Annotated in this window: 18 protein-coding genes, 2 pseudogenes and 1 CRISPR repeat array; of the genes and pseudogenes, 14 read left to right on the forward strand and 6 right to left on the reverse strand. The window is 42.6% G+C overall.

The genetic code is table 11. The features are described from left to right. Nucleotides 1-222 (forward strand): transposase (locus G9G53_RS15685; protein ID WP_185156666.1); only part of this gene is annotated, 222 nt, incomplete at its 5' end. 131 nt (nt 223-353) lie between these two features. On the opposite strand, the gene G9G53_RS15690 is transcribed toward G9G53_RS15685, so the two are convergent. Then, nucleotides 354-824, reverse strand: a complete 471-nt coding sequence (locus G9G53_RS15690; protein WP_238437937.1) for a hypothetical protein — start codon at nt 822-824, stop codon at nt 354-356. A 570-nt stretch (nt 825-1,394) separates the two neighbouring features. Then, a complete protein-coding gene (locus G9G53_RS15695) occupies nt 1,395-1,613 on the reverse strand; it encodes a helix-turn-helix domain-containing protein (protein WP_165148888.1) in 219 nt (72 codons plus the stop codon). Nucleotides 1,614-1,781: 168 nt separating this feature from the next. Here G9G53_RS15695 and G9G53_RS15700 point away from each other — a divergent pair, with 168 nt between their 5' ends. The 6 genes and pseudogenes from G9G53_RS15700 (at nt 1,782) to G9G53_RS15720 (ending at nt 12,840) form a co-directional block, all read left to right on the forward strand. Continuing rightward, nucleotides 1,782-2,417: a hypothetical protein gene (locus G9G53_RS15700; protein ID WP_185156365.1), complete on the forward strand. Its 636-nt coding sequence runs from the start codon at nt 1,782-1,784 to the stop codon at nt 2,415-2,417. A 319-nt stretch (nt 2,418-2,736) separates the two neighbouring features. Beyond that, a CRISPR array of direct repeats spans nt 2,737-3,033; the repeat unit is 32 nt; unit sequence GTCGCTCCTTATGTAGGAGCGTGGATTGAAAT. A 301-nt stretch (nt 3,034-3,334) separates the two neighbouring features. Next, complete coding sequence (locus tag G9G53_RS15705; RefSeq protein WP_165148891.1) at nt 3,335-4,936, forward strand: ClC family H(+)/Cl(-) exchange transporter; 1,602 nt, start codon at nt 3,335-3,337, stop codon at nt 4,934-4,936. A gap of 56 nt (nt 4,937-4,992) precedes the next feature. Beyond that, nucleotides 4,993-5,226: pseudogene (locus G9G53_RS26515) on the forward strand (hypothetical protein); the annotation flags it as partial. Nucleotides 5,227-5,499: 273 nt separating this feature from the next. Beyond that, the gene (locus G9G53_RS15710) at nt 5,500-6,969 is read left to right on the forward strand and encodes a hypothetical protein (protein WP_165148894.1); all 1,470 of its coding nucleotides are present in this window, start codon (nt 5,500-5,502) and stop codon (nt 6,967-6,969) included. 212 nt (nt 6,970-7,181) lie between these two features. Further along, entirely contained in the window at nt 7,182-8,060 is an 879-nt protein-coding gene (locus tag G9G53_RS15715; RefSeq protein ID WP_165148897.1) for a hypothetical protein, read from the forward strand. Between the two features lie 193 nt (nt 8,061-8,253). Next, nucleotides 8,254-12,840, forward strand: coding sequence for a fibronectin type III domain-containing protein (locus G9G53_RS15720; protein ID WP_165148900.1), 4,587 nt, complete (start codon nt 8,254-8,256; stop codon nt 12,838-12,840). Between the two features lie 49 nt (nt 12,841-12,889). On the opposite strand, the gene G9G53_RS15725 is transcribed toward G9G53_RS15720, so the two are convergent. Then, the gene (locus G9G53_RS15725) at nt 12,890-13,399 is read right to left on the reverse strand and encodes a discoidin domain-containing protein (RefSeq protein ID WP_165148903.1); all 510 of its coding nucleotides are present in this window, start codon (nt 13,397-13,399) and stop codon (nt 12,890-12,892) included. Between the two features lie 217 nt (nt 13,400-13,616). Between G9G53_RS15725 and G9G53_RS15730 the strand changes: the two genes are divergently transcribed. Further along, complete coding sequence (locus tag G9G53_RS15730) at nt 13,617-13,988, forward strand: hypothetical protein (protein WP_029515399.1); 372 nt, start codon at nt 13,617-13,619, stop codon at nt 13,986-13,988. Between the two features lie 280 nt (nt 13,989-14,268). Next, on the forward strand, nt 14,269-14,970 hold the full coding sequence (sigK, locus tag G9G53_RS15735) for an RNA polymerase sporulation sigma factor SigK (RefSeq protein WP_013311218.1): 702 nt from the start codon (nt 14,269-14,271) through the stop codon (nt 14,968-14,970). A gap of 158 nt (nt 14,971-15,128) precedes the next feature. Here the strand turns inward: sigK and G9G53_RS15740 are convergent, their stop codons facing one another. Both G9G53_RS15740 and G9G53_RS15745 read right to left on the reverse strand, forming a co-directional pair. Next, nucleotides 15,129-16,103 carry an alpha/beta hydrolase gene (locus tag G9G53_RS15740; RefSeq protein WP_165148906.1) on the reverse strand — a complete coding sequence of 325 codons (975 nt, stop codon included), beginning with the start codon at nt 16,101-16,103 and terminating at the stop codon, nt 15,129-15,131. Continuing rightward, a complete protein-coding gene (locus G9G53_RS15745; protein WP_165148909.1) occupies nt 16,100-16,729 on the reverse strand; it encodes a TetR/AcrR family transcriptional regulator in 630 nt (209 codons plus the stop codon). The genes G9G53_RS15740 and G9G53_RS15745 overlap by 4 nt, the downstream gene beginning before the upstream one ends. 234 nt (nt 16,730-16,963) lie before the next feature. Between G9G53_RS15745 and G9G53_RS15750 the strand changes: the two are divergent. Both G9G53_RS15750 and G9G53_RS15755 read left to right on the forward strand, forming a co-directional pair. Beyond that, nucleotides 16,964-17,122 (forward strand): annotated as a pseudogene (locus tag G9G53_RS15750) (sigma factor); the annotation flags it as partial. Between the two features lie 125 nt (nt 17,123-17,247). Continuing rightward, a complete protein-coding gene (locus G9G53_RS15755) occupies nt 17,248-17,709 on the forward strand; it encodes a DUF523 domain-containing protein (protein WP_049816884.1) in 462 nt (153 codons plus the stop codon). Nucleotides 17,710-17,814: 105 nt separating this feature from the next. Here G9G53_RS15755 and G9G53_RS15760 read toward each other — a convergent pair whose 3' ends face one another. Next, nucleotides 17,815-18,564, reverse strand: a complete 750-nt coding sequence (locus tag G9G53_RS15760; protein ID WP_165148912.1) for a YdcF family protein — start codon at nt 18,562-18,564, stop codon at nt 17,815-17,817. Nucleotides 18,565-18,781: 217 nt separating this feature from the next. Here G9G53_RS15760 and G9G53_RS15765 point away from each other — a divergent pair, with 217 nt between their 5' ends. The 3 genes from G9G53_RS15765 to G9G53_RS15775 all read left to right on the forward strand — a co-directional run bounded on the left by G9G53_RS15765 (nt 18,782) and on the right by G9G53_RS15775 (nt 22,205). Beyond that, nucleotides 18,782-19,669 carry a DMT family transporter gene (locus G9G53_RS15765; protein WP_039272332.1) on the forward strand — a complete coding sequence of 296 codons (888 nt, stop codon included), beginning with the start codon at nt 18,782-18,784 and terminating at the stop codon, nt 19,667-19,669. Between the two features lie 142 nt (nt 19,670-19,811). Beyond that, nucleotides 19,812-21,002: a copper amine oxidase N-terminal domain-containing protein gene (locus G9G53_RS15770; RefSeq protein ID WP_165148915.1), complete on the forward strand. Its 1,191-nt coding sequence runs from the start codon at nt 19,812-19,814 to the stop codon at nt 21,000-21,002. 207 nt (nt 21,003-21,209) lie between these two features. Continuing rightward, entirely contained in the window at nt 21,210-22,205 is a 996-nt protein-coding gene (locus G9G53_RS15775) for an ABC transporter permease (RefSeq protein ID WP_165148918.1), read from the forward strand. Nucleotides 22,206-22,212 lie beyond the last annotated feature (7 nt).

Genomic DNA, 22,212 nt, shown 5'->3' on the forward strand with positions numbered 1-22,212 from the left:
TGGGTACGGAGCAACCGGCTGAGCCCATCTGGTAAAAAGCTGTACCGCAAACGAAAAGAGACGATTGAGCGAAGCTTAGCGGATGCCAAAGAGCTCCATGGGTTTCGCTATTGCCGTTTGCGCGGTCTTCCAAACGTCAGGGAACAAGCCCTTATGACGGCATCCGTGCAGAACATGAAGAAGATGGCGATCCACCTAGATCGCCTGGAGAAACAGGGGTAACCCCCCCTGCTTCTCCAGAGACCAGAGCATTATGATGTGAAAAAGAAACCCACGTCTCAAAATGACGGGGTTTCTCGACAATCTGAAAACTCCCATAATGGGAGTTTTTTTTGTTTATTTCTTATTCAAAGTCACATCATGCTCTTTGGCAGTGTGTTAACCTGTTCACCAAAATCCCTGAATAGCTTTCTACCCTCGCTTAGCTTGGTGTTACTTTCATTAATTAAGTTCAGATCCCCTTTTTCCAACGCATCGAGCATCGTAATGAATGCTTCCTTTTGAGTGCTAACCGCCTTGATGTAGGTTTCGTGGACAGCTCGCACCTCAGAGGTTTCCGTCTTCACTGCTTCAACTTTATCAAGGTATTTGGTGTATTGTGGGATAATTTCGTCTCGTAACGTATTATATAGTGTTTCATCATCTGTGAAGTTATCACCGGTCACGGATCCATATTTTTCAGTTACTGTTTTTTCATCTTGTGCTAACGGAAGCATTCCATCATTCACATAGGTAATTAAATCTTTTTTAACCGGATCGGTAGAGCAGGCTGCCAAAATGGAGAAGCAACATAATACTAACATAAACACGCTAAGTTTTTTCATCTGTATTCCCCTTTTTTATGTATGTTATGGGTAATTCGATTCATTTGATAGTCGAAAAGAACTATCCATATTATTTGATTATATCGTATAAATAAGAGTATGGTAGGGGTTTTGTGATAAAATAGTGCCAAAATTAAGTTGATTGATCTGCTTTTAACATAAGTGCAACAGGAAAGTTAATCCGGTGCGAACCCCAGGCGCACATAAAAAAACGGATCATCGGACCTTAAGTGGGGCGCGGGATTTTAGAAATTCACGCCTATTTGCTTCCGTTTTTTGAGTTAAAAAATGAGATTCGCACTTTATGCGGTGAGAAGCCTTATGCAGTAAGGCTTCTCACCACATGCTGTCGCTCCTCGTGTGGGAGCATGAATTGAAACTTAGAAAGGCTCGACTCTCTATAAAAGTGATGTGAGCCTTCTTTGTCATGGAAAGATAGAAATATAGATGTGGGGAACAAAGCATAGGGGTGATGTACGATTGGAATTGCGTGAAATGAAAAAGAGAAGCCCAATAATTATGCAGGCTTCGTGGAGTGTTGAATTTTAGCGTGTACCGAGTGTACAATAATCAGTTATTTTCTTCCTCAAATTGCAACAGTATGGATATGTCTTTGATATCTAGGGCATGGGCGATTTTTTCAAGCATGAGTAGGTTCACTTCTTGTCGGTCGCCACTACTTAGTTTAGAAATTCTTGCTTGTGATACACCTGATAGTTCTTCTAATTGCTTTTGAGTTATGCCTTTTTCTTTGAGCACTTCTTTTAGTTTGATTTTAAGTTTTAACATTCATAGTGCCTCCATATATGTTGACAAAATATGACCACAAGGTTATATTTTATTTATGACCTCAAGGTCATAAAAATGAACTCACTTTTTCAAACACAAAGGGATGTTACAACATACCCTTAGCTTTGCTATTTCCATTTTATCAGATTTCAAAAGGAGGAAGATACAGTGACTACGAAATTCAAAGCGAATGAGCAAGCAATCAAGGATATTGTACGCATGAGACCGGTTTGGACGCAAGAAGTTGAACATGGAGAAACTGAGCTACACTACTATCATATTATGGATGCCCTCAATCGCAAGTGGCAAAACATTGGTATAAACGTCTCTGACGCTATCGAGGTGTTTGAAAAAGGACACAACGATGCATGGACATACATTTTGGAGCCAGCCCCATTTAATCCTGACCTGACCGCAAACGATTTAATTAACAGGCTCCAGATCGGCCCTGATGCGTGGCATATACGCAATGCTATGCAAATCATACTGAACTCGGTGGAAAGACGCAATGCATTCGTGAGTCGTCTCGTTAATGTAAACAGGGAGGATATCTGCAAGCTTCTTTGCACCATGAAAAATGAATATCTCCAACATAATCAGCTTTCAGACGAGACATTTATACATATGTATGGAGTGAATCCTGTGGAGGCCTTGTCTGTTTATTTTCTGGAGTCTGTGGATATTCATACCCATTGGGAATGGTGTGATGCGGGCGGTACAAGCCAAAAGGCTATTCAATATAAACGGGAGGCCCCTTTTATGACGTTGGTTCAGGCTATTGAGAGAGCTGAGTTGGAAACATAAATTGCTATCGCATTCTATTTTTGCCCGCAAAATGGACTTCCACGGAATGTGTCTCCTTTACGCCCAATTGAAACCAAAAGCTGAAAAGGATATAGAGAAATACGGTATGGGTTGCGTTGAATATAGGTAGCAAAATATAATAAATAAAGCTGGTGCGAACCCCAAGCTCACATAAAAATCCCGGTTCCTTCGCACCTCAAGCGGGACGCGGGATTTCAGAGATTCACGCCCATTTGTTTCCATATACGCGAGTCCAAAAAGGACATTCGCACTTTACGTACTGAGAAGCCTTACACAGCAAGGCATCTCAGTACGTGCGGTCGCTCCTTATGTAGGAGCGTGGATTGAAATGGCGTAGCAGTATCCCCGTTAAACCCAATATCCTGCAGTCGCTCCTTATGTAGGAGCGTGGATTGAAATTTGTAATATTTGATAAGGTGCTGAATGACCTCATGTCGCTCCTTATGTAGGAGCGTGGATTGAAATTGACATTGTAGCATAGTTCTCGCTGCTTTGTAAGTCGCTCCTTATGTAGGAGCGTGGATTGAAATGGATTGCTCGACACTAAAGACGTAGCCGTAAAAGTCGCTCCTTATGTAGGAGCGTGGATTGAAATTTTATTGTTGTTATTGAGGCTAATACGGAGGATAGTCGCTCCTTAAGCAGGAGCGTGTCTGCAGACCCACAATTCAGAAAAGCTCCCTTAGAGTGAGGGAGCTTTTTTGTCGTGATGTGATATAAAGTGCGGTTAGCTAGGAGAGTTGCAGGGGGCGTATGACCGAGGCTAAGCTTGGTCTGTTAACGTTATAGGGAGAGCTGGCAATTGCTCAGCCTGTGATGTAATTTATTGCAGAGATACGTGACAATGAATTATTCTATTAGCCATCTGTAAAATTGAAGTGAAGTAGGTTATGTGAATGGAAAGAAATGATACACAAAAAACACTGGCGACCTGGTTTAATTTTAAATTCCGTCTCTTGATAGGCGGCATAGTGGTTGGCTTGTTATCTGGTAGCGTGGTTGTGTTGTTCCGATTTGTGTTGGAAGAGTCTTTGGAGCGTGTTCTTGAATTTTACCACTATCAATTGCGCCATATGTGGATTGTCCCATTATGGTTCGTGATATTAGTAATAGTCGGGTGGGTAACGGGAATGACCGTCAAAAAACAGCCTGCGATTTCCGGTAGTGGTATTCCCCAAGTCAAGGCAGTCCTACAGAATAAGCTAAATATGAATTGGTGGAAGGCTCTTACAGCTAAATTTCTAGGGGGTGCCATTAGTATTGGTTCCGGTTTGTCCTTGGGAAGAGAAGGTCCTTCTATTCAAATCGGGGCTCTAACTGCCCAGGGATTTAGTCGTTTGATGAGTAAATCGAAAACAGAAGAGAATATCCTGATCACCTGCGGAGCAAGCGCTGGACTGGCAGCGGCATTTAATGCACCCATTGCAGGGGTCATTTTTGCGTTGGAAGAAATTCATTTGAATTTCTCGCCTCTTATCCTGATTGCGTCACTCGCTTCATCACTGGTGGCTGATTTTGTATCCAAAGAGTTTTTTGGAATGAGTCCCGTTTTTCATTTTATGAATGTGGGGCCTGTTCCGCTGAATCAGTACGTTCATTTGCTTATTTTAGGCATTATTGTGGGTATTATGGGCGTTGTTTTCAATAAGTCTATATATGCCTTTCAAGATTTCTATCTAAAAATGACCTGGCTGCCTGCTCCATATAGACCCATTCTCCCTTTTGTAATGTCTGGAGCGCTTGGATTAAGCATGCCATTACTGCTTGGGGGCGGAAATGGCCTGGTGAACGATTTGATAACGGATTCTTTTTCGTTGAAATTTCTTCTTGTTATTTTAATACTTAAGTTTTTATTCACGATGTTCAGTTACGGTTCTTCTGCTCCTGGTGGAATATTTTTACCTATGCTCGTGATCGGGGCCTTAATTGGTGTGATGTATAGCAAGTTCATAAATGGATTATGGGGAATGCCTGTGCTTAGCGAAAGTAGCTTCTTGATTTTGGCAATGGCAGGCTATCTTACAGCGAGCTTGAAGGCTCCTATTACTGGAATCATATTGATTACCGAAATGACAGGGAATTTCACTAATCTGCTATCTACAGGTGTTGTCTGCCTCGTTGCCTACATGACGGCCGAGCTGTTTCGCTCTCATCCCGTGTATGAAGTTCTGCTGGAGCGCTTTTTGCATCAAAGAAAGGCAAGTGGTGAAACGGAGCAATCATCAAGCAAAGTTATACTTGAAGTACCTATTCTTCAGGGATCGCGTTTGGACGGTACACAAATCAAGGATTTTCAGTGGCCTGCTCACTGTCTCATTGTTTCTGTCAAGCGCGGGTCGGATGAAAAAATCCCTGATGGACAGATGCTTTTACTGGCAGGAGATTATTTGAATATACTTACAAGCGATCGACACGCTGCCTATGTCCATGATTGTTTGAAGGAACCCGCAGGTCAAAGCACCGACTGGATACAAGGGATTCCAAATGAAAAAACCTAAAGAAATATCTACCATTTAAACCAGAAATACTTTATGATAAAGATAAATATCCTAGATTTAGCGAGGATAGCGGTAACCGTACGAGAACGGCTTCTACGTACACCGATGATAGCGGTAAATTCAGTGTGACCCTTTCTCTTCCGCAATCGACAGGAAAAAATGTAGATTATATAAGTGAAATTGGTTCCACACACTATTATGATCTTACAGGAGTAGCCGCTCAGGTCGATGGAACTTCGATTAGTGCGACGGACATTATTTATCTATTTGCTTACAGCTTGAGAAACTAAGAAATGCTTTAATGTCATTTTGATCATGAGAGAGTCGCTTTTTCTGAAGGGTTAGCCGAGGCTTTCCATTTCTGAAAGAGCGACTTTTCATGTTTATTTAGCAAGGATAAGAAAATAGTCTTTTTTTCATAGATTACAAATAGAAAATGTTTTGCATAATATATTCCAATATAACCAAAGATGATTTATGATAGAGCCATGCAGCCTAGAAATCACCCTGGTTTATCCGGGGATAGCGGGAATTCCTTAAACCATTTGAGAGGGGATTTCAGTATGAAAAGGTTCAAAAAGGCTATTGCAATGATGTTAAGCATGATGCTTCTGTTTGCTTTCGGAATGACTGCGAACGCGAGTGAAAGTAAGGAGGCTGCATCGGATCAAGCGATTAAGGCAGAATCCAAGATTCAGATAACAACTGAAAATAGAGACTTAATTAAGCGTCTAACGCGGGCAGACAAGCCAGACAGCGTTACGTCTTCGGTTTATGTCATGCAAGAAAACCTCAACTTCAAGACATCAGAGACAACCTCATTGAAAAGGGAATCCATGTCTACGCTGAAAGAAAGCCCAATGGCTGCTTCAGCCACAGCTTCTTCTGCTACGTATTCCGGTACGATTACGCAAGAGGGAGGTACACAATTTTTATATCCGATCTATTTGCAGCCTGGTGAATTGTTGCAGGCCCAGTTGGATGGTCCATTTTCAGCCCAGCTTGACTATGATTTATACTTATATGAGTTTGATATGACGACAGGGGACATTAATCCTAATGCCATTGACGCATCCACCTATGGTACTTATTTTAACAATTATGAACAGGGGGCTGCCTCACTTCCTGAAAACGTAGGAACCCGCAACGCTTCTGGAAATGAAAAGGCATATGCGATTGCTGTCCATGCCAAAAAAGGTTCCAGTATCAATGATCCTTTCTATCTAACGGTCGATACAAGTTCCAGCTACGATGCATATGAACCAGATGAGAGTGCTTTCCATGCCTACAACTTTACCTTTAGTACGGGCGGTTCATCGCTTAATTCACGCTCCATTCATTCAGGCATTGATAATGACTGGTACCAAGTTACGATCCCAGCCAGCCGCAATTATGACGCTTTGAACGTCAAGCTTGACAGTGTTTCGGACGGTTATGGCTACAAAGCGGAAGTCTACGGAGTCCTTACCGGAAACCAAATGGTGCTTTTGCCGCAAACGAACCATAATGTTAGCTTAAATACAGGAACCTACTATGTGCGAGTGTACACAACCAATCAGTATTCACCCAATCATTTGTACACAATTACACTGAAGCCGGTGCTTCGGGCTGGCAAAATTGAAATTACCGGCTATGATTCTGCTAATGGCCCTAATGATTATCCGAACTACTCATATGGTCGTCATTATCGGGTTAATCAACGCAGTAACCTTACCGTGAAGGGTGTAGTTAAGACAACTGATGGTTATCCAGTGGCAAATGCACCTGTTGATGTGACATGGTTGAATCAGAACTGGACTGAAGGCAGCGGGAATCGTACTCGTACAGGCACAGCTTATACGGACCAGAATGGAGCCTTTAGTGTGACTCTTTCCCTGCCATCTTCCACTGGAAGTATAGCGGAATACCTGTCTGGAGCCATCAGTTTTACACACTACTATGATCTATCAGGGGTAGCCGCTCAGGTGTCAGGTACTTCGATTATAGATACGGATATTGTATATCACTTTGCCTATAGTATTTATGGCGGTTGATAGATAGGTTATTAAGCTAACCCTAAGGTAACTTGTTGCTTGAGTATTTTATATTTGAATCAAAAGTAGTTTGCTTCAATATTTGTTCATTTTTGGGACAAAGCATATATTCATTCCATATATGCTTTGTCCGATATATATAGAAACAGGGTCACATTACACTATACATACGCCTTAGATTGCCTGTTACAAACATGACAGGAGGAAATAGGATGAATTTTGGGCCTCTTAGAGCACAGCAAGCGATTCTTAATGCGAGTAGCTTACGGATCAATCCGACAAGTAAGCAAGTTCCATCATCCCAGCTTCATGAAGAAAAGGTCTCGGGATTCGTAGTTCAAGACTCCGTGGAGATCAGTGAAGCCGGCAGACAGTTGGCCGAAGGAGCTATTGTATCACAGGCTGCCAAGTATTTCGGTACAACCCAAATCAATGATTCATTAAACCGGGTTTTGGAAGGTCAGTCAGAAGAAGTGTCTAATGCAGTGTACAGTATGATTGAATCTAATTTTATCGTCGACGGAACAGTAACCGATGAGAGTCAGCGAGCTGTGCTGCTGGAGATGGGAGTTACCCAATCCAAGTATATTGCCGATCATTACATGGAAGGCGACAAGGCCAAAGAATTTCTGGAAACCATGAACCAGATCGCTGGTATTGCTTTAACACGATCCACTGATCCAGAGACCGGAGATATTAGCTACACGACTCCAATGGATCGTCCGTCAGGTGCTCCTGAGGATTATGTCAAGCTGTCGGAAGTGATGAAGCAGGTCGATCCTCAAAAATATACGGCGTACATGAATGATATTAAAGGTGGAGGAAATGGGCTTGGCCAACTGTTAAATTTTGCGCAAAATGTTCCTCAACATCCTGATTGGATTGAGAAATACAAGGAACGTATGGGGCAGAATACAGAGTTGCTAAATAACACACCGTTAAACAATCGCTTTGACAAAGCGGATACGACATCAGCTTCTGCTTTTATGAACAGCATGCAAAATCTTCTTAAGGAATCTTCCGCTACTCAGGATTCTTACATGCAGAATATGCGAGGATTTTTTCGGAGCTTAGGCGTTCAAGTTCATTAACACCCTTAAATAATTTGTCAGTTCTGTTTACATCCTGCTTGGAACGAAGTATAATAGCTTCAAAACATACTCGTGATATAGAGGAAGCACCTCAAACCTAGGCATTAACGCCTTCGTTTGAGGTGCTTTTTCTATTTTACTCGAAGCGAGTTTGTAAAACTCTTTGAAAATAAAATAAAGTAAGGAGAAGTGTATGTATCGAAAAAATAAGCGAAAGGTAAGGAAGTATAGGAAGTGGGTGTATGGATTTTTGGCTGTAGTCCTACTATTAACGATGATTCCCATATTTCCGGAAAGGGTATCCGCTGCTGCTCAGGAGATCATTGGGGGCCCTTTTTGCCAAAACAATTTGCCGGGTGGAGGCGATAGTTGGGGTTCTTGGTTAGGAAATGGGATAGGAGCAACAGAAGTATACACTGGCACGGGTTCGGCGAGGTATAAATGTGATGGGACTACACAGCCGACAAATCGTTTTATTGATATTGGAAGATCTATTAAGGCTTCGGATTACAAGATTTTTGTTTATATTGAGGGGTCTTATCATACCGATATATATACGTCTAATGCCGCCGCAGGCGACAGTTGGAGGCCTAACGGAACGAATCTATATACATGGATTAATGTAAGGAAATTCTATGCTGATAGCTATTACCAGGGAAAATGGATAGATATCACCGACTCAATTACATTAAGGGATGTTCGCTATTTCAGAGCGATGGGAACTAACCAACAGACAAGTAATGAAATATCCAAGTTTGGGGTCCGTGTTATTCCCAAATCGGACCTCATGCCTAAACCACCCCAGATTCACGCAGACGCAGAGGGACAAGCTGTTACAGGGTGGACCAAAGACCCTGTAACCGTGTGGATCGATGGAGAAGTGGCTCCTGAAGGATTAAAATACTATGAATATAGTCTGAACGGAGGAGCATTTCAGCCATACACCGGGCCTTTCACTGTCTATGACCATGGTGTAAATACAATCTATGCCCGGACAGTGGATGTGAATGACCAGTATAGTGGCCTTTCTTCCGGGAATGTCCGAATAGACAAGATGCCACCAACTCCCCCTAGCATAGAAGCAACAGGGAATAGTAATGACTATACGATTTCATTACAACCAGGTGTAGACGATTATTCTGGACTAGCCCATACTCAATTTCGTATGACAGGCGTTGTGAATCAGGATTGGCAGGATTATAGTGGAGTGTTTCATGTAAATAAAGATGGTAAAAGCACGGTTTATGCACGCTCCATTGACAGCGTCGGTAATGTGAGCCGAGAAGTAAGCAAAGAAGTCACTATTGATAAAAAGGGACCGACTGCTCCTGTCATCCGGACTAGTGAAACAGGCCCAACGAACCGTGATGTGAATATTACCATTGATTCAGGAAGTGACCCTACAAATGGAATTAAGATGACACAGTATCGCTTGAGTCCATCTGGGGAGTGGTTGACCTACAAGGGTAATTTTACATTAAACGCAGAAGGAATTTACGAATTATCAGCACGGACGATCAATAATCTTGATGTGTCTAGTTCAATCGTAACTCAATCGGTTATGATTGATCGAACCAAGCCAACGGCTCCAAAAGTTACGTTTTCCGAGGTGACGATACCTACTCGATATACCAATAAGCCAGTTCAGTTCGCTCTATCGGGTGCGACGGATACTACAGCAGTACATTATGAATATCAATTAGGTTCTGGCGCTTATGTGTCTGGTTCATCGGGAATATTAAAGGGTTCGGGGGTCATAAAATTGACTGCACAAGCTGTAGATGCAGCTGGAAATCGAAGCGATCCGGTGTCCGCGGTGTCTTATATTGATTTGGAACCACCGACGATCCAACTGACGCCGGATTCGCGTGAATGGAAAGATACTCATATTCCTGTAAGGATACGATATGCCGATCAGCATTCGGGGAATGAGTCATCCACAATGCAGTATAAAATCACGAACAGCCCTGATTCACCCGAAAACTGGGATGCTGCAGCTGACACAACAATCCAGATGGATCTTTCAAATGAAGGTGAATGGTATGTTCATGCCAAGGTCAAAGATAGGGTGGGTAACATTTATGAAACGGTTAGCGGTGCACTTCGCATTCAAAACCAGCCCCAGTCGGTTGTGCTCTCTGCGACATCCGTACGAAATACAGAAGCTGATTTGCAGTGGACACTCCCGTCGGGCCTTGACGATGGTTACGTCTATACAGTCCGAAATATAACAACTAATGAGGTTTGGGATGTTACGCATCCGACAAATTCTTTTACAGATAGAGGGCTACAAGGAGGACGACAATACGAATATGAAGTGCGTTCTAGTAATCATGTAGGAGGCAATGCGTATTCCAATCGAGTCCATGTATTAACGTTACCTGATTCTCCTGATCATATCCAGTTACGACCTGTCTCTCGTCATTCTACAGAAATCATGGCTGACTTTACGCCAGTTTCATCAGCTAACAGATATAATATTACAGCAGCAGACGTAAGTACGGGAGAAATCATATTTAAGGATACGGTTACACAGGATGTGTATAATCCAATTACGGGAATGAAGCCTGGTAAATATTACGATATTTCTGTATCAGCTATGAATGACACTGGAGAGGGTACAGCAAAGCATGTATCTTTTCTAAGCCTACCAGACAGCCCGAACGGATTCCGGTATGTAACTGTAAGAGAAAATGGAATCGACTTGAAGTGGAATTCTGTAATCACTGCCACCTACTATACCCTAGAACGTAATGAAGTATCGGTTTATAACGATGTGTATACAGAATTCACCGATACTGATCTTCAGGCGGGAACAGAGTATGATTATAACGTTTCCGCTGAAAATGCAACAGGATTCGGAGACTATGCTCATCTGGGAGTCATCACTTTACCTGATCGAGTAACTACATTATCGGGTGTGACGAAGGATGTGTATGCTGTCAGTGTTGAGTGGCAGGATGTGCAGGGGGCTGAAGGATACATCTTGAATGTTAACGATGAACCGAAGGTGCGGGTTGCGCGTGGTATTCATTCTTATACTTTTGAGGGCTTGCCAGCGGGCAGGTCTGCCAATATTAAAATACGAGCCTACAATCGAAGTGGTACAGGTAAGGATACTTCTATCAACGCATTAACACTACCGATTTCGGCTGTACAACTTGCAACTGTAGATGTTCGCGAGCACGATGCCACATTGATATGGGCCCCGGTTGATGGGGCAACTCAATATAAGGTGACGATCAACGGTCAAGATTATTATAGTACGGAACCACGTGTGGTTATATCTGGTTTAACAGGTGGGAAAAACTATGATTTTCAAGTGAGCAGTGGGAACAGTAGTGGTTTCAGCCAGCCAGCGTTGGGTGAGCTGCTGACACGTCCTCCTGAAGTACAAAATGTTAATGTTACAGAACTTGAGGCTGGCCAGATTTCACTGACCTGGGATGAAATCAAGAGCGCTTATCAATATACTGTAACCCGTAAAGATACGGGGGAAGTTTTTAACACCAGAGATGCCCATATTAAGCTTTCAGGTATCCAGCCTGGTATGATTTACTCGTTTGGTATACAGGCCGTGAATACAACGGGGGCAGGTAATATAGCTCCGTTTACGTATCGCGCTTTGCCAGGTCAGATATCAGACAATAGATTGACTGTGAAAGAAGTAACAGATACCGATTTGGTTGTTACGTGGAAAGAAGCTCCGGGTGCAGATGCTTACAGTGTCTACCAAAACGAGATGCTTATCGGTCATACGACCACCCATGAATTTAAAGTAGATGGATTAGATAGTTCTACATTGTATCGTATTACCGTCAAGCCATTGAACACAAGTGGTGAAGGTAAGCCAACAGAAGGTCAGGTCGAGACGCTACCGTCCCCAGCGTTTGCGTTTTCGAAGACGGATACAACGAATAGTGAGTTTATTATCTATTGGGAATCAGACCATGAGAATGATATTTTCGTCCTCGCCAGTGAAGGAGGAACAGAGCTATATCGTGGTAAGGATCGAAGCTATATCTGGAGACAACTTAAAGAGAAGCAGTTGTATACCGTTCAACTTTGGGCAGAAAATAGTCAAGGAAAACGCACAGAGGCAAAACAAGCGAATGGAAAAACAACGGGTAATACTGTGGACGTAGGTGGCGGAGCAGGAGGAGCGGAGAGTGTAAAACCGATTCAGCCTGTTATAAAGGAACCGATAGTAACAGAACACATTCAAGATTCAACCGTTGAGAAGAAGCCAAATCATTTTAGTGACATTGATCGGATATTTAATAAAGAAAAAATAAATGTGCTTGCCAATTTGGGTGTAGTAAAGGGAACAACCCACACGCTATTTGAGCCGAACAGACCTGTAACGCGTATGGAGTTCACTTCTATGCTGGTCCGTTCCTTGAAATTACCGCTCGAAACGGATGTGACTTTAGGCTTCGAGGATATCAATCCATCGGCGTGGTACGTGGATCTGCTCAAAACGGCGATTAAAGATCAGGTCGCTCGCGGGTTTAGTAATAGAGAGTTTGGCCCAGATCGTGTCATTAACCGTGAGCAGGCGGCTAAAATGGTGAATAACATTATCAAAGCTATACCACAGCAAGAAAGCAGTGCATACTCGGATTCCTCTCAAATTGTAGAGTGGGCCAGAAAGGATGTACTTGGTCTAACCGAAATTAATTTAGTACAAGGATATCCAGATGGTAGCTTCCGTGCCAAGCAGGAGGTCACACGTGCAGAAGCAGCAGAGATGATTTATAACATGCTTCAAATGAAATAGAATGAATCAAGGGGCGGCGTTGGCCAGCCCCTTTTTTGTGTATACTAACTTATTCCGCAATAGCGGGGTTTAGATTGGATGCTCTGTAGGCAGGAACGCCATTAATGAGTGCGGTTCTTAGCTGAACATATCGTAAACCATAATAGGAGGTTGTACTACTCATTCCCGATGAAAGTACAGTTATTTTATAATATGAAAAAGGAATCTCATTACTAAATTGATAGGTTGTTTTTACAGTGGTTGGCAAAGTTTCGACTTCACCTAACCTAAACCAATTTTCTCCGTCTCTAGAGCCGTGAAAAGAAAATGAAAGTATAAAAGCTCGAGAAGATGGCTGAGCTAAAAGAATATCATTGATCGTCTTACCTGTATCTAATTTAAAGATGATTTCTCCACCTTTACCGTTTAAGCTGCTTTCCCAATAGAGATTATTATCAATTAAAACATTTTTCGGAAAAGTATTTTTGGAATCTCCGTTGGTTGATACATTTTCCTCTGCTATAACAACAGGATCCATGGAAAAAGTATAGTTGTCTGGATTTTGACTGAATTTTGCCATGTTGAAATTCCTCCTTAAGTTTAATTTTTGAATGTGTTGAAAAGGTTGATATATATCATTTATATGAAACTCTCTATGAATATATTCCTTGATCATGGAATGCATACTAGTGTTTAAGCGGTCTGACATCATAATAGCAAACTCATTTGCGGGCGGGGAGTTGCATGTTTAGAATATAAATAACTAAATGAGGTGCGAGAAAGGAAATGGATCGAATATGAAAATATACACTTATTATTTGGGAAATGGCATATTCCCTTTGGATTGGGAAGTTTGTTTTAGTACTGTTGAGGAATATAAAAGAAAATTATTTGAGAAGTACACCGCTTCCCAAGAATACAATGATTTTGTAATAGGCGGATTTAATGTGCTTACCGACAAAATAGATGCGATTTTGAATTATGCTTTAGAGAACTTTCGAAAAGAATTTCCTCATAATTATGAGTTGCGTTGTCCGGCTATGATATTCCCGTTGCCAAGAGGTGATGAAAGTAATGGTGCTGAGTTTGCTATTGTTTTAAAACGTGATGAAGATGGAGATACAATGGTCTATTCTCCACTCCCATTGTCATATTTAGAAAGAAGTTAATATTCTGCTGAAAAAAAGTGGGAAACCAAGTGATGAATAATGTAAAGCTATCCCGGGTTTCTCTCTGGCTATATAGAGTGCGTTGATTTGTGTCGAAGAGATCTCTACGTTTCGAATTAAGTATTGGAGGTTGCTCCAGAAAGATATCTGGCAAATTGTTACGGAGCAGTTTTCGGAGTACAGGCACGGATGGGCACCTGCCTACATACAATAAACAGATCACAAGCCCGGTAAGTAACAAAGGCCGGTAAGTTCGCAACTACCTCAGGAGGTGTCATCCGTGCCCGGACTATTTAGCGCTATCGCTCTGTTCATCAAGGAATTGACGCTACTCGTTTCCTACGTGAAAAACAACGCCTTTCCGCAGCCATTGACTGAGAAAGAGGAAGCTCGACACCTAAAGCTGTTTGCCGAAGGCAATGCACACTCCCGTAACACACTCATTGAGCATAACCTACGGCTGGTGGCCCATATTGTGAAAAAATTTGATAACACCGGTGAAGATTTGGAGGACCTTATATCCATCGGCACCATCGGACTGATCAAGGCCATCGAAAGCTTTCAGACCGGGAAAGGCACCAAGCTGGCAACATTTGCAGCCCGTTGTATAGAAAATGAAATCCTGATGCATTTACGATCCCTGAAAAAAACACGCAAAGACGTATCACTTCACGATCCTATAGGGACTGATAAGGAAGGCAACGAGATTACTTTGATTGATATCCTCGGCACCGAGGCGGACGATATTGTAGATAAAGTACAGCTCAAAATCGAGAAGAGTAAAATCTATCGCAACCTGGATATTTTAGATGAGCGTGAAAAAGAAGTAGTTATTGGTCGATTCGGCCTGGAAGCCGGAGGTGAAGAACGTACACAGCGGGAAATCGCCAGAGAGCTGGGGATTTCGCGTTCGTATGTGTCCCGCATTGAAAAGCGTGCATTAATGAAGCTGTACCATGAATTTTACAAGCAGAAGGGGTAATGGATAAGGAGATATATGAACCCACTTGAGGCCCTTTACAGGGCCTTTTTAGGTCTTTTTCATAATTCAATTACTTGCTTCTTTACGCTGAAAAGCGCTAGGGAATTTTCCTATAAGTGTGGTTACTCGTTCAGCTAGTTGGCTCTCTTGGATTGAATTTAATTCCCTACATATTCATCCAAAAAGTGATCTACTCTTTTGAAATATTCAGTGGGGTAATGGTTGATGGCATCGATGTGCTCCGTATTTTGCGGGTACCATACTTCTGCTTTTGGGTTATCTTTTAAGGACTCGTAAATAATTTCTGTATTTTTATAACTAATTTGCTGATCTCCAGTACCATGAATGAGCATAACTGGCTTGTCTTGCATCTTTTTTACCGCATCCATAGGAGATATGGAATCAAGATCAACCTTAAAGGCCCAATTTGCCATCCATGTCGATGTATAACTGAATGGAAACGCAGGTAAACCTGAAAAGAAGGGCAAACCCTCTCTCAGAAATAGACCAGCATTACGAAAAGGACTATCCGCAATTACGGCTTTGATGTCATCACTTTCACTTGCTGCTAGCAAAGAAGTAGCAGCACCCATTGAAAAACCGATAACTCCAATGTTATCACCCGTATGGTCTCTCGATTTTAAATAGCTTACAGCTCCTAGCAAATCATATTTTTCATTGAGGCCCAGCGTAATCAAATCACCATCGGACTTACCTTGTGAACTGAGGTCAAATGCCAATACATTGTAGCCTTTCGGAACGAAGTGCTCTACTAACTTTTGGGTCCGCCCTTTGACTAAACGATTGCTCGTATATCCATGGACGACAATAATTGTTTTATTACTTGCTTTACCTGAAAGACCACTTGCAGGAAAGAAGGAACCTCTAATCGTATTATCATTTTTCAAACTCTTGAACTCGACCTCTTCGTAGGGAGTTTTATCGATATTCAATCCGTAGCTGACATTAGTGTCTCTAGGATGGTGCAACAAGGTGTCTACTACTTTATAAGATATAAAAAATACAAGAGCCGTCACAAGCAAAAGCACGATCCCTAGGCTCCATAAAATTTTCTTTCGTTTTTTCACACGAACGTTAAATGTCAGATCGGGTTGTAATGATGCTTGACTCATTTAGAATCCTCCAGTTTTTCTTTAGGTTGTATGGGTGCGAACAAATAAAAGGCATGCCTTTTCAGATTTTCCCATTCGGGATGATGAATAATACTTTCTCCAAGAGTTAAGCCCACTCCATTTAAGAAAGAGATATATGCACGAGAGATCATTGCTGGAGAAAAGCTTTTGTTGAATTCTTCCATTAACTGCCCCTTGGCATAGACGCATTCGATCGCATCTGTCATTACCTTTATACTTTCAAGGACCTTCTGTGTAAGTTCGGGGAATTTTACTCGTTGTCCTAAGACAGATTGAACAAGTCGCAATTCATTTATATAGGAGTAGATATGGTTGAATTGTTCTGCCACCATGCTCTTAATCAATACGCCCGGCGTCCCCTCTTGTTGTAGACAAGCAAGTGATTTCGCCTGAATATCAGCAAGCGGCTCAAGGACAGCAGCGTAGTATAAAGCTTCTTTGCTGGGGAAATATTGAAAAATGGTTCCAGGAGTCACTCCCACACTCTGCGCAATGATCGCCGTTGTGGTATTAGAATATCCACTTTCTGCGAACAGGACAACAGCTTCTTCTAGAATACGTTTACGCCGCTCCAGTCTTTTTTCTTCATTGATGGGTCTTGCCAAATGTATTCTCCTCTCTTTAAACTAAATTTCTATTAATTAAATGAATGGTCATTTAATTAATAATATATCTTAAATTATGACTTATAGCAAGAGTGAAATTATCTTACTTACGAGCAGGATGAACCTCAACATATAAAAATAAGCCGAAGGCTGCCCAACATGCGCCTCCGGCTTGTTTTATCAGGTTATTCTGGATGAGTACACGCTCCACCTTCCTTAAATGAATAAAACAATGAATATTTGGAGGATATCATACCCTTCTGTACCATCGGCCTGGTGAAGGACATTGAAAGCTTTCAGACCGGGAAAGGCACCAAGCTGGCAACATTTGCAGCCCGTTGTATAGAAAATGAAATCCTGATGCATTTGCGATCTCTGAAGAAACACGCCAAAACATATCACTCTTACGGAACGCGGACGTAGAGGCGAGTCAAAATTTTTCGTACGATGACTCTACGAGGAAATTTGTTTATACTTTAACTACTTAATAGGAATACAATGGATATGAGGTGGAACTAATGATTCTGGTAAGTTCGTGTTTGGCAGGCATGAAGGTACGATATAACGGGACGGATAGCCTGGATGTACATATTCAGAAGTTGGTAGAGGAAAAGAAAGCTGTGACAATCTGTCCTGAGCTTTTGGGGGGCTTTGTGACTCCGAGAGAGCCTGCTGAGATTGTTGGAGGGACAGGCGAGGATGTGCTGAACGGCACAGCCAAGGTGGTCGAGTTTTCAGGCAACGATGTCAGCGATATGTACATTAGGGGTGCGTACGAAGCCTTGAATATAGCCAGAGAGGTTAACGCAACGCATGTTGTTTTAAAAGAAAACAGCCCGTCCTGCGGATCAGCAGCAATATATAATGGGTCATTCGAAAATCGTAAAATAGCTGGTAATGGGGTAACCTCGGCTTTGTTAAAAAAGGAAGGCTTTAAGGTCATATCGGAAGAACAAATTTCGGATATTTTCTTGGATTAGAATATGTAATGGTAAATCAAGCGCCTTGCTAGCTTACAGGCTTATACCTGCGGAGCGTAAGACGCTTGTTTGTGCTGTATGCCGCTATATGATATAGACATCACATTATTTAAGCTTTAATGCAAGAATCCCCAAGTATTCCTTGAGGGCTGTTCCGGTTGTAGACATGGCTCCAGCAGACGGCGAGAGTTTGCCAGCATACAGTGACAGCTTTTCACTTGCCAGATAGTCGGTAGGATAAGCTACGACCTGCATGTCTGCACGCTGAAATTCCAGTGCAGCACGGGGCATATGGAAAGCGGAGGTCACCAGAACAGGTCTAGTGAGTTGATGTTTTTTTAAAATTTGCGATGTATATACGGCATTTTGCTGTGTGTTCAAAGAACGGTTTTCGATCAGAATGTCCTTTGCCGGAATACCGAGTCCCAGTAACTGTCTTTGTGCAATATTCGCCTCATTACCACTGTCTCCAAACACTTGCCCGCCGGAGAAAAGAATGGGTAAGCCTGTTGCTTCATGCAATCTGGCCGCAGTGAGCAGTCGATTCGCCGCAGATCCTAGCAGATTGCCTTGTCCATTGATGTCGGGGGTTCCCTGTGTGGCTCCGCCCCCAAGCACAACAAGGACATCGCCTTGAACAGTACGGGGTTGTGGGTACTGTTTTTCCAGGCTACTGATTAACAAATCTCCAGCCAGATTGGTCGAGGAAACATACAGCAGCAATGTGACAAGAAGCAGTACGACCGCAGGTATACGTGCCCTTTTCCATAGCCAAATCACGAGCCCTGCCATCACGAGGATGAACAAACCGGGAGGGAGCACAAAGCTGTACAAAAATTTGATGATATAAATCAAGTGCAGACAACCTCCTATCCTTATAAGCTTTATCTGTCTTTTTGGTATATTGTAACATAGGCAACTGACTGGATTCCTCTGTCCGAAGACATACCTCGATGAACAAGCGGGCATGAAAGTTGGAGCTTTCCAATACATATTTTTTGTTTGATAAAGTTGTTCTGTAGGCGTAGTATATAAAGTCTAGTGATTTTTTTCATAGAGGAGCGATAGCGTCATGGGAGAGTTAACGACAGCCAAGCGGATGATGATGATCGCGCTACTGGTTGTATTGTGGGGCATTTCTTGGCCCATTTATAAAGTTGCATTGGAATTCACACCTCCACTATTGTTTGCAGGACTACGTACACTGCTGGGCGGTCTGCTATTGGGAGTGATTTTAGTACCGAGATGGAATCGCATTCGTTGGAAAGAAAATTGGCGGGTGTATGCTATTTCAGGTATTTTTAACGTGGTATTGTTTTATGGTCTGCAAACGGTGGGACTGATGTACGTCCCCTCTGGCTTGTTTTCTGTGCTGGTATATCTCCAGCCTGTACTGGTCGGCATTTTTGCATGGATGTGGCTAGGGGAAGCGATGTCCAGACTTAAAGTGCTTGGATTGGTCATCGGATTTTTGGGCGTTGCGGCTGTCAGTGTCGGCGGATTTTCAGGACATGTGGCTATGGCAGGTGTAATCCTCGCCATTATTACAGCCGTGAGCTGGGCATTGGGAACGGTATATGTGAAAAAAGTAAACCAGCGTGTGGATTCGCTGTGGCTGGTTGCATTTCAATGTACACTGGGAGGCGTCGTGCTGACGGGAGCTGGAACGGTAACGGAAAGCTGGTCAGATATCGTATGGAATGTCCCGTATGTGTCAGGGCTGATATTCGGCACGGTGCTGGGAATTTCTCTTTCCTGGTTGCTGTATTTCACACTTGTTAATTCAGGGGATGCGAGCAAGGTTGCATCTTATACGTTTTTGGTGCCTGTGATCTCGGTGTTTGTCAGCTCGTTGGTGCTGGGCGAAGCGATTACGGCTTTCCTGCTGATCGGGTTGATCTTAATCGGGCTTAGCATTTATTTGGTGAATCGCAGAGTGAGAGTAGTACGACAAGCTTGAAAATAGGATATGGTACAAGCAAGGACTCTGCGCAGGTAGCAGGGTCCTTTTTTAGAGGATTTTAACACCTGTCCGGCGAATTTTAGGAAGAATGAAACGGGTTCGGCTGAAACGAATTTGATCTATAAGGAGGAGTTCAAGCATGATCCAGCTTCAAAATGTCAAACGGTATAAGTCTGCCAAGCGGATAATAGTTGCATTTGTTTTATTGGCAAGTGTGGCAATCGGACTGAACGATGGAGAGTGTGCTCAGGCAGCGGGAACTTCTGCATCTATAAAGCAAGGTCAGAGAACTGCAAGTGTCCGTGTTTATTTTAACGGAAATATGATGTCGTTTCCCAAAGGAGAGTCATTCATTAACAAGGGACAGGTCATGATTCCTATTACAGATGCTGCTCTGCCAGGAATAGCCACGGATTATGACCCCAAAACACAGACGCTTACACTTACCAATGGTATAGCCAGTCTGGGTTCCGGTCGAATAAAGGCTAACTCCAATATAGGTTTTGTACATAACAGGAAGGTTACTTACGACGTTTCAGCCAGTAGCATTCGTGGAACGCTTTATGTTCCTCTGGCATTTATCAGTGATGTGGTCGGAGGCAAGCTCGAATGGAAGAAAAACGAACGAATGGCTAGCATAAGCTATCCTCAGTTGGTTGGGGAATCGGAGGAAAGCAAGGGCTATTTGCTGGATGCAAGCAGCGGAGTATTGTACCATAAAGAGGATGGCGGCCGTATCCGTGCGCTCAGTCCAACAAATATTAAATTGAAAGAAGATTATTTTGGCATGACGAAAATCATATCAACCAAGGTTACGGAGGATGCAGATTTGGTTACGGTATGGCAAGCGTATGGCGAGCCCATGATTAATGACGATTTTTATACGCTGTTCGTCCAGAAAGGCAAGGTACTTCGTCAGGCAAAGGCTCATTATTGGAATTTTAATGCCAACAATATCAAGCTTTATAATGGTAAAGCAGTCATGAACGATGGACAGACCGTTCGTCTGATTGACGCTAATGGTTCTGTAAAAGAAATATGGAATATGGGGAAGCTTTCCGGTCGTTTGAAGGACAGCTTTGCGGTGGAAGGCATGGGCGAGGGGTTTATTCTTGCCAGATCGAATGATGAGGGCTTTTTAATATTAATTAATCTTAAAAACCACCAGTCATTGTTGGTGTATGAGTTGCTTCAATTAGCTCCTGAGCAACTGAACGGATTCAGGGAAGATGGTATTAAGTTTATCGGTCAGAACAAAAATGACGGTGAACTGCGCTTCGAGCTACATGATAGTGAAGGACGGCCTCAAACGTTCAATTATGCTTTGTGAATGGGTTTAAGGCGTCGATCAGACGCCTCATATTACATAAAACTTCACAAATATCCGAATTGTTCACTCCTCAGGTCACTCCTTTGTTCATGAAGCATGAGAGGCTTCACTTTTTATTTTGAATGCGCTTACATAAAATATAGTTATACGGCGGCAGTGCTACAAACCTTGCTGTCGGCAACGTATACAGAGGGGGAGTGACTCACATTGAATCAGCCTATGCCCAAAAATTCTGCAATGCTTACAGCGGATTCCCGCCTGAACGGTAAGAGGCTGGGAACGGGTAGAAAACACGGTTTTTTCTATGAACTGTTCCGCAATCGAGTATTATTTCTGATGTTGTTGCCCACTTTAATTTTTTTCTTCATTAATTCCTACATTCCTATGGTGGGTATTTATTATGCATTTAGCCAGTTCGACTTTAATACCAGCCTGTTTGATGCCAAGTTCGTCGGACTCCAAAATTTTCGCTTTTTATGGCAATCCGGCACGCTGACAAAACTGACATTGAATACGGTCGGATACAACGCAGCGTTTATTTTACTTGGTAACGTGTTAGCGATTGTTCTCGCTATTTTACTAAATGAGCTGCGAGGCCGCTACTTTAAAAAGATCGCTCAATCTGTGATGTTCCTGCCTTATTTTGTTTCTTTCGTTATTCTAAGTGTCATCGTGTATAACATATTTAATTATGATAATGGTTTTCTGAATACGCTGCTGCTGCAACTTGGTGGTGAACGCGTGGATGTATACAACAAACCATGGGTATGGATTTTCCTGATTATCCTGTTCTATTTATGGAAAAATCTAGGCTACAGTATGGTGATCTATTTGGCAGCGATTACAGGTATCAGTGATGAATATTATGAGGCAGCGAAAATGGATGGGGCCAACATTTTTCAGCGAATCTGGTACATTACCGTTCCGATGCTTAAATCGACATTCGTTGTGCTGCTGTTGTTTGCGCTTGGTAGTATTATGAAAGGACAATTTGATCTTTTCTATCAATTAATCGGCAACAATGGGGTGCTGTACAATACGACGGATATTTTGGACACTTATGTGTACCGTTCGCTGAAAGTGACTTTTGATGTGGGTATGGCTTCAGCGGCAGGCGTGTACCAATCCTTGTTCGGCTTTGTACTGATCATGACCGTGAACTACATCATCCGCAAGTTGAACGACGAATATGCCTTATTCTAGAAAGGAG

Source organism: Paenibacillus sp. EKM206P, from assembly GCF_011066155.1.
Lineage (GTDB): Bacteria > Bacillota > Bacilli > Paenibacillales > Paenibacillaceae > Paenibacillus > Paenibacillus polymyxa_D.

What these genes read in the sequence shown, in the direction of transcription:
- G9G53_RS15690 (WP_238437937.1), bottom strand. Translation starts at nt 824, where the DNA reads ATGAAAAAACTTAGCGTGTTTATGTTAGTATTATGTTGCTTCTCCATT.
- G9G53_RS15695 (WP_165148888.1), bottom strand. Translation starts at nt 1,613, where the DNA reads ATGTTAAAACTTAAAATCAAACTAAAAGAAGTGCTCAAAGAAAAAGGC.
- G9G53_RS15705 (WP_165148891.1), top strand. Translation starts at nt 3,335, where the DNA reads ATGGAAAGAAATGATACACAAAAAACACTGGCGACCTGGTTTAATTTT.
- G9G53_RS15710 (WP_165148894.1), top strand. Translation starts at nt 5,500, where the DNA reads ATGAAAAGGTTCAAAAAGGCTATTGCAATGATGTTAAGCATGATGCTT.
- G9G53_RS15715 (WP_165148897.1), top strand. Translation starts at nt 7,182, where the DNA reads ATGAATTTTGGGCCTCTTAGAGCACAGCAAGCGATTCTTAATGCGAGT.
- G9G53_RS15720 (WP_165148900.1), top strand. Translation starts at nt 8,254, where the DNA reads ATGTATCGAAAAAATAAGCGAAAGGTAAGGAAGTATAGGAAGTGGGTG.
- G9G53_RS15725 (WP_165148903.1), bottom strand. Translation starts at nt 13,399, where the DNA reads ATGGCAAAATTCAGTCAAAATCCAGACAACTATACTTTTTCCATGGAT.
- G9G53_RS15730 (WP_029515399.1), top strand. Translation starts at nt 13,617, where the DNA reads ATGAAAATATACACTTATTATTTGGGAAATGGCATATTCCCTTTGGAT.
- G9G53_RS15740 (WP_165148906.1), bottom strand. Translation starts at nt 16,103, where the DNA reads ATGAGTCAAGCATCATTACAACCCGATCTGACATTTAACGTTCGTGTG.
- G9G53_RS15755 (WP_049816884.1), top strand. Translation starts at nt 17,248, where the DNA reads ATGATTCTGGTAAGTTCGTGTTTGGCAGGCATGAAGGTACGATATAAC.
- G9G53_RS15765 (WP_039272332.1), top strand. Translation starts at nt 18,782, where the DNA reads ATGGGAGAGTTAACGACAGCCAAGCGGATGATGATGATCGCGCTACTG.
- G9G53_RS15770 (WP_165148915.1), top strand. Translation starts at nt 19,812, where the DNA reads ATGATCCAGCTTCAAAATGTCAAACGGTATAAGTCTGCCAAGCGGATA.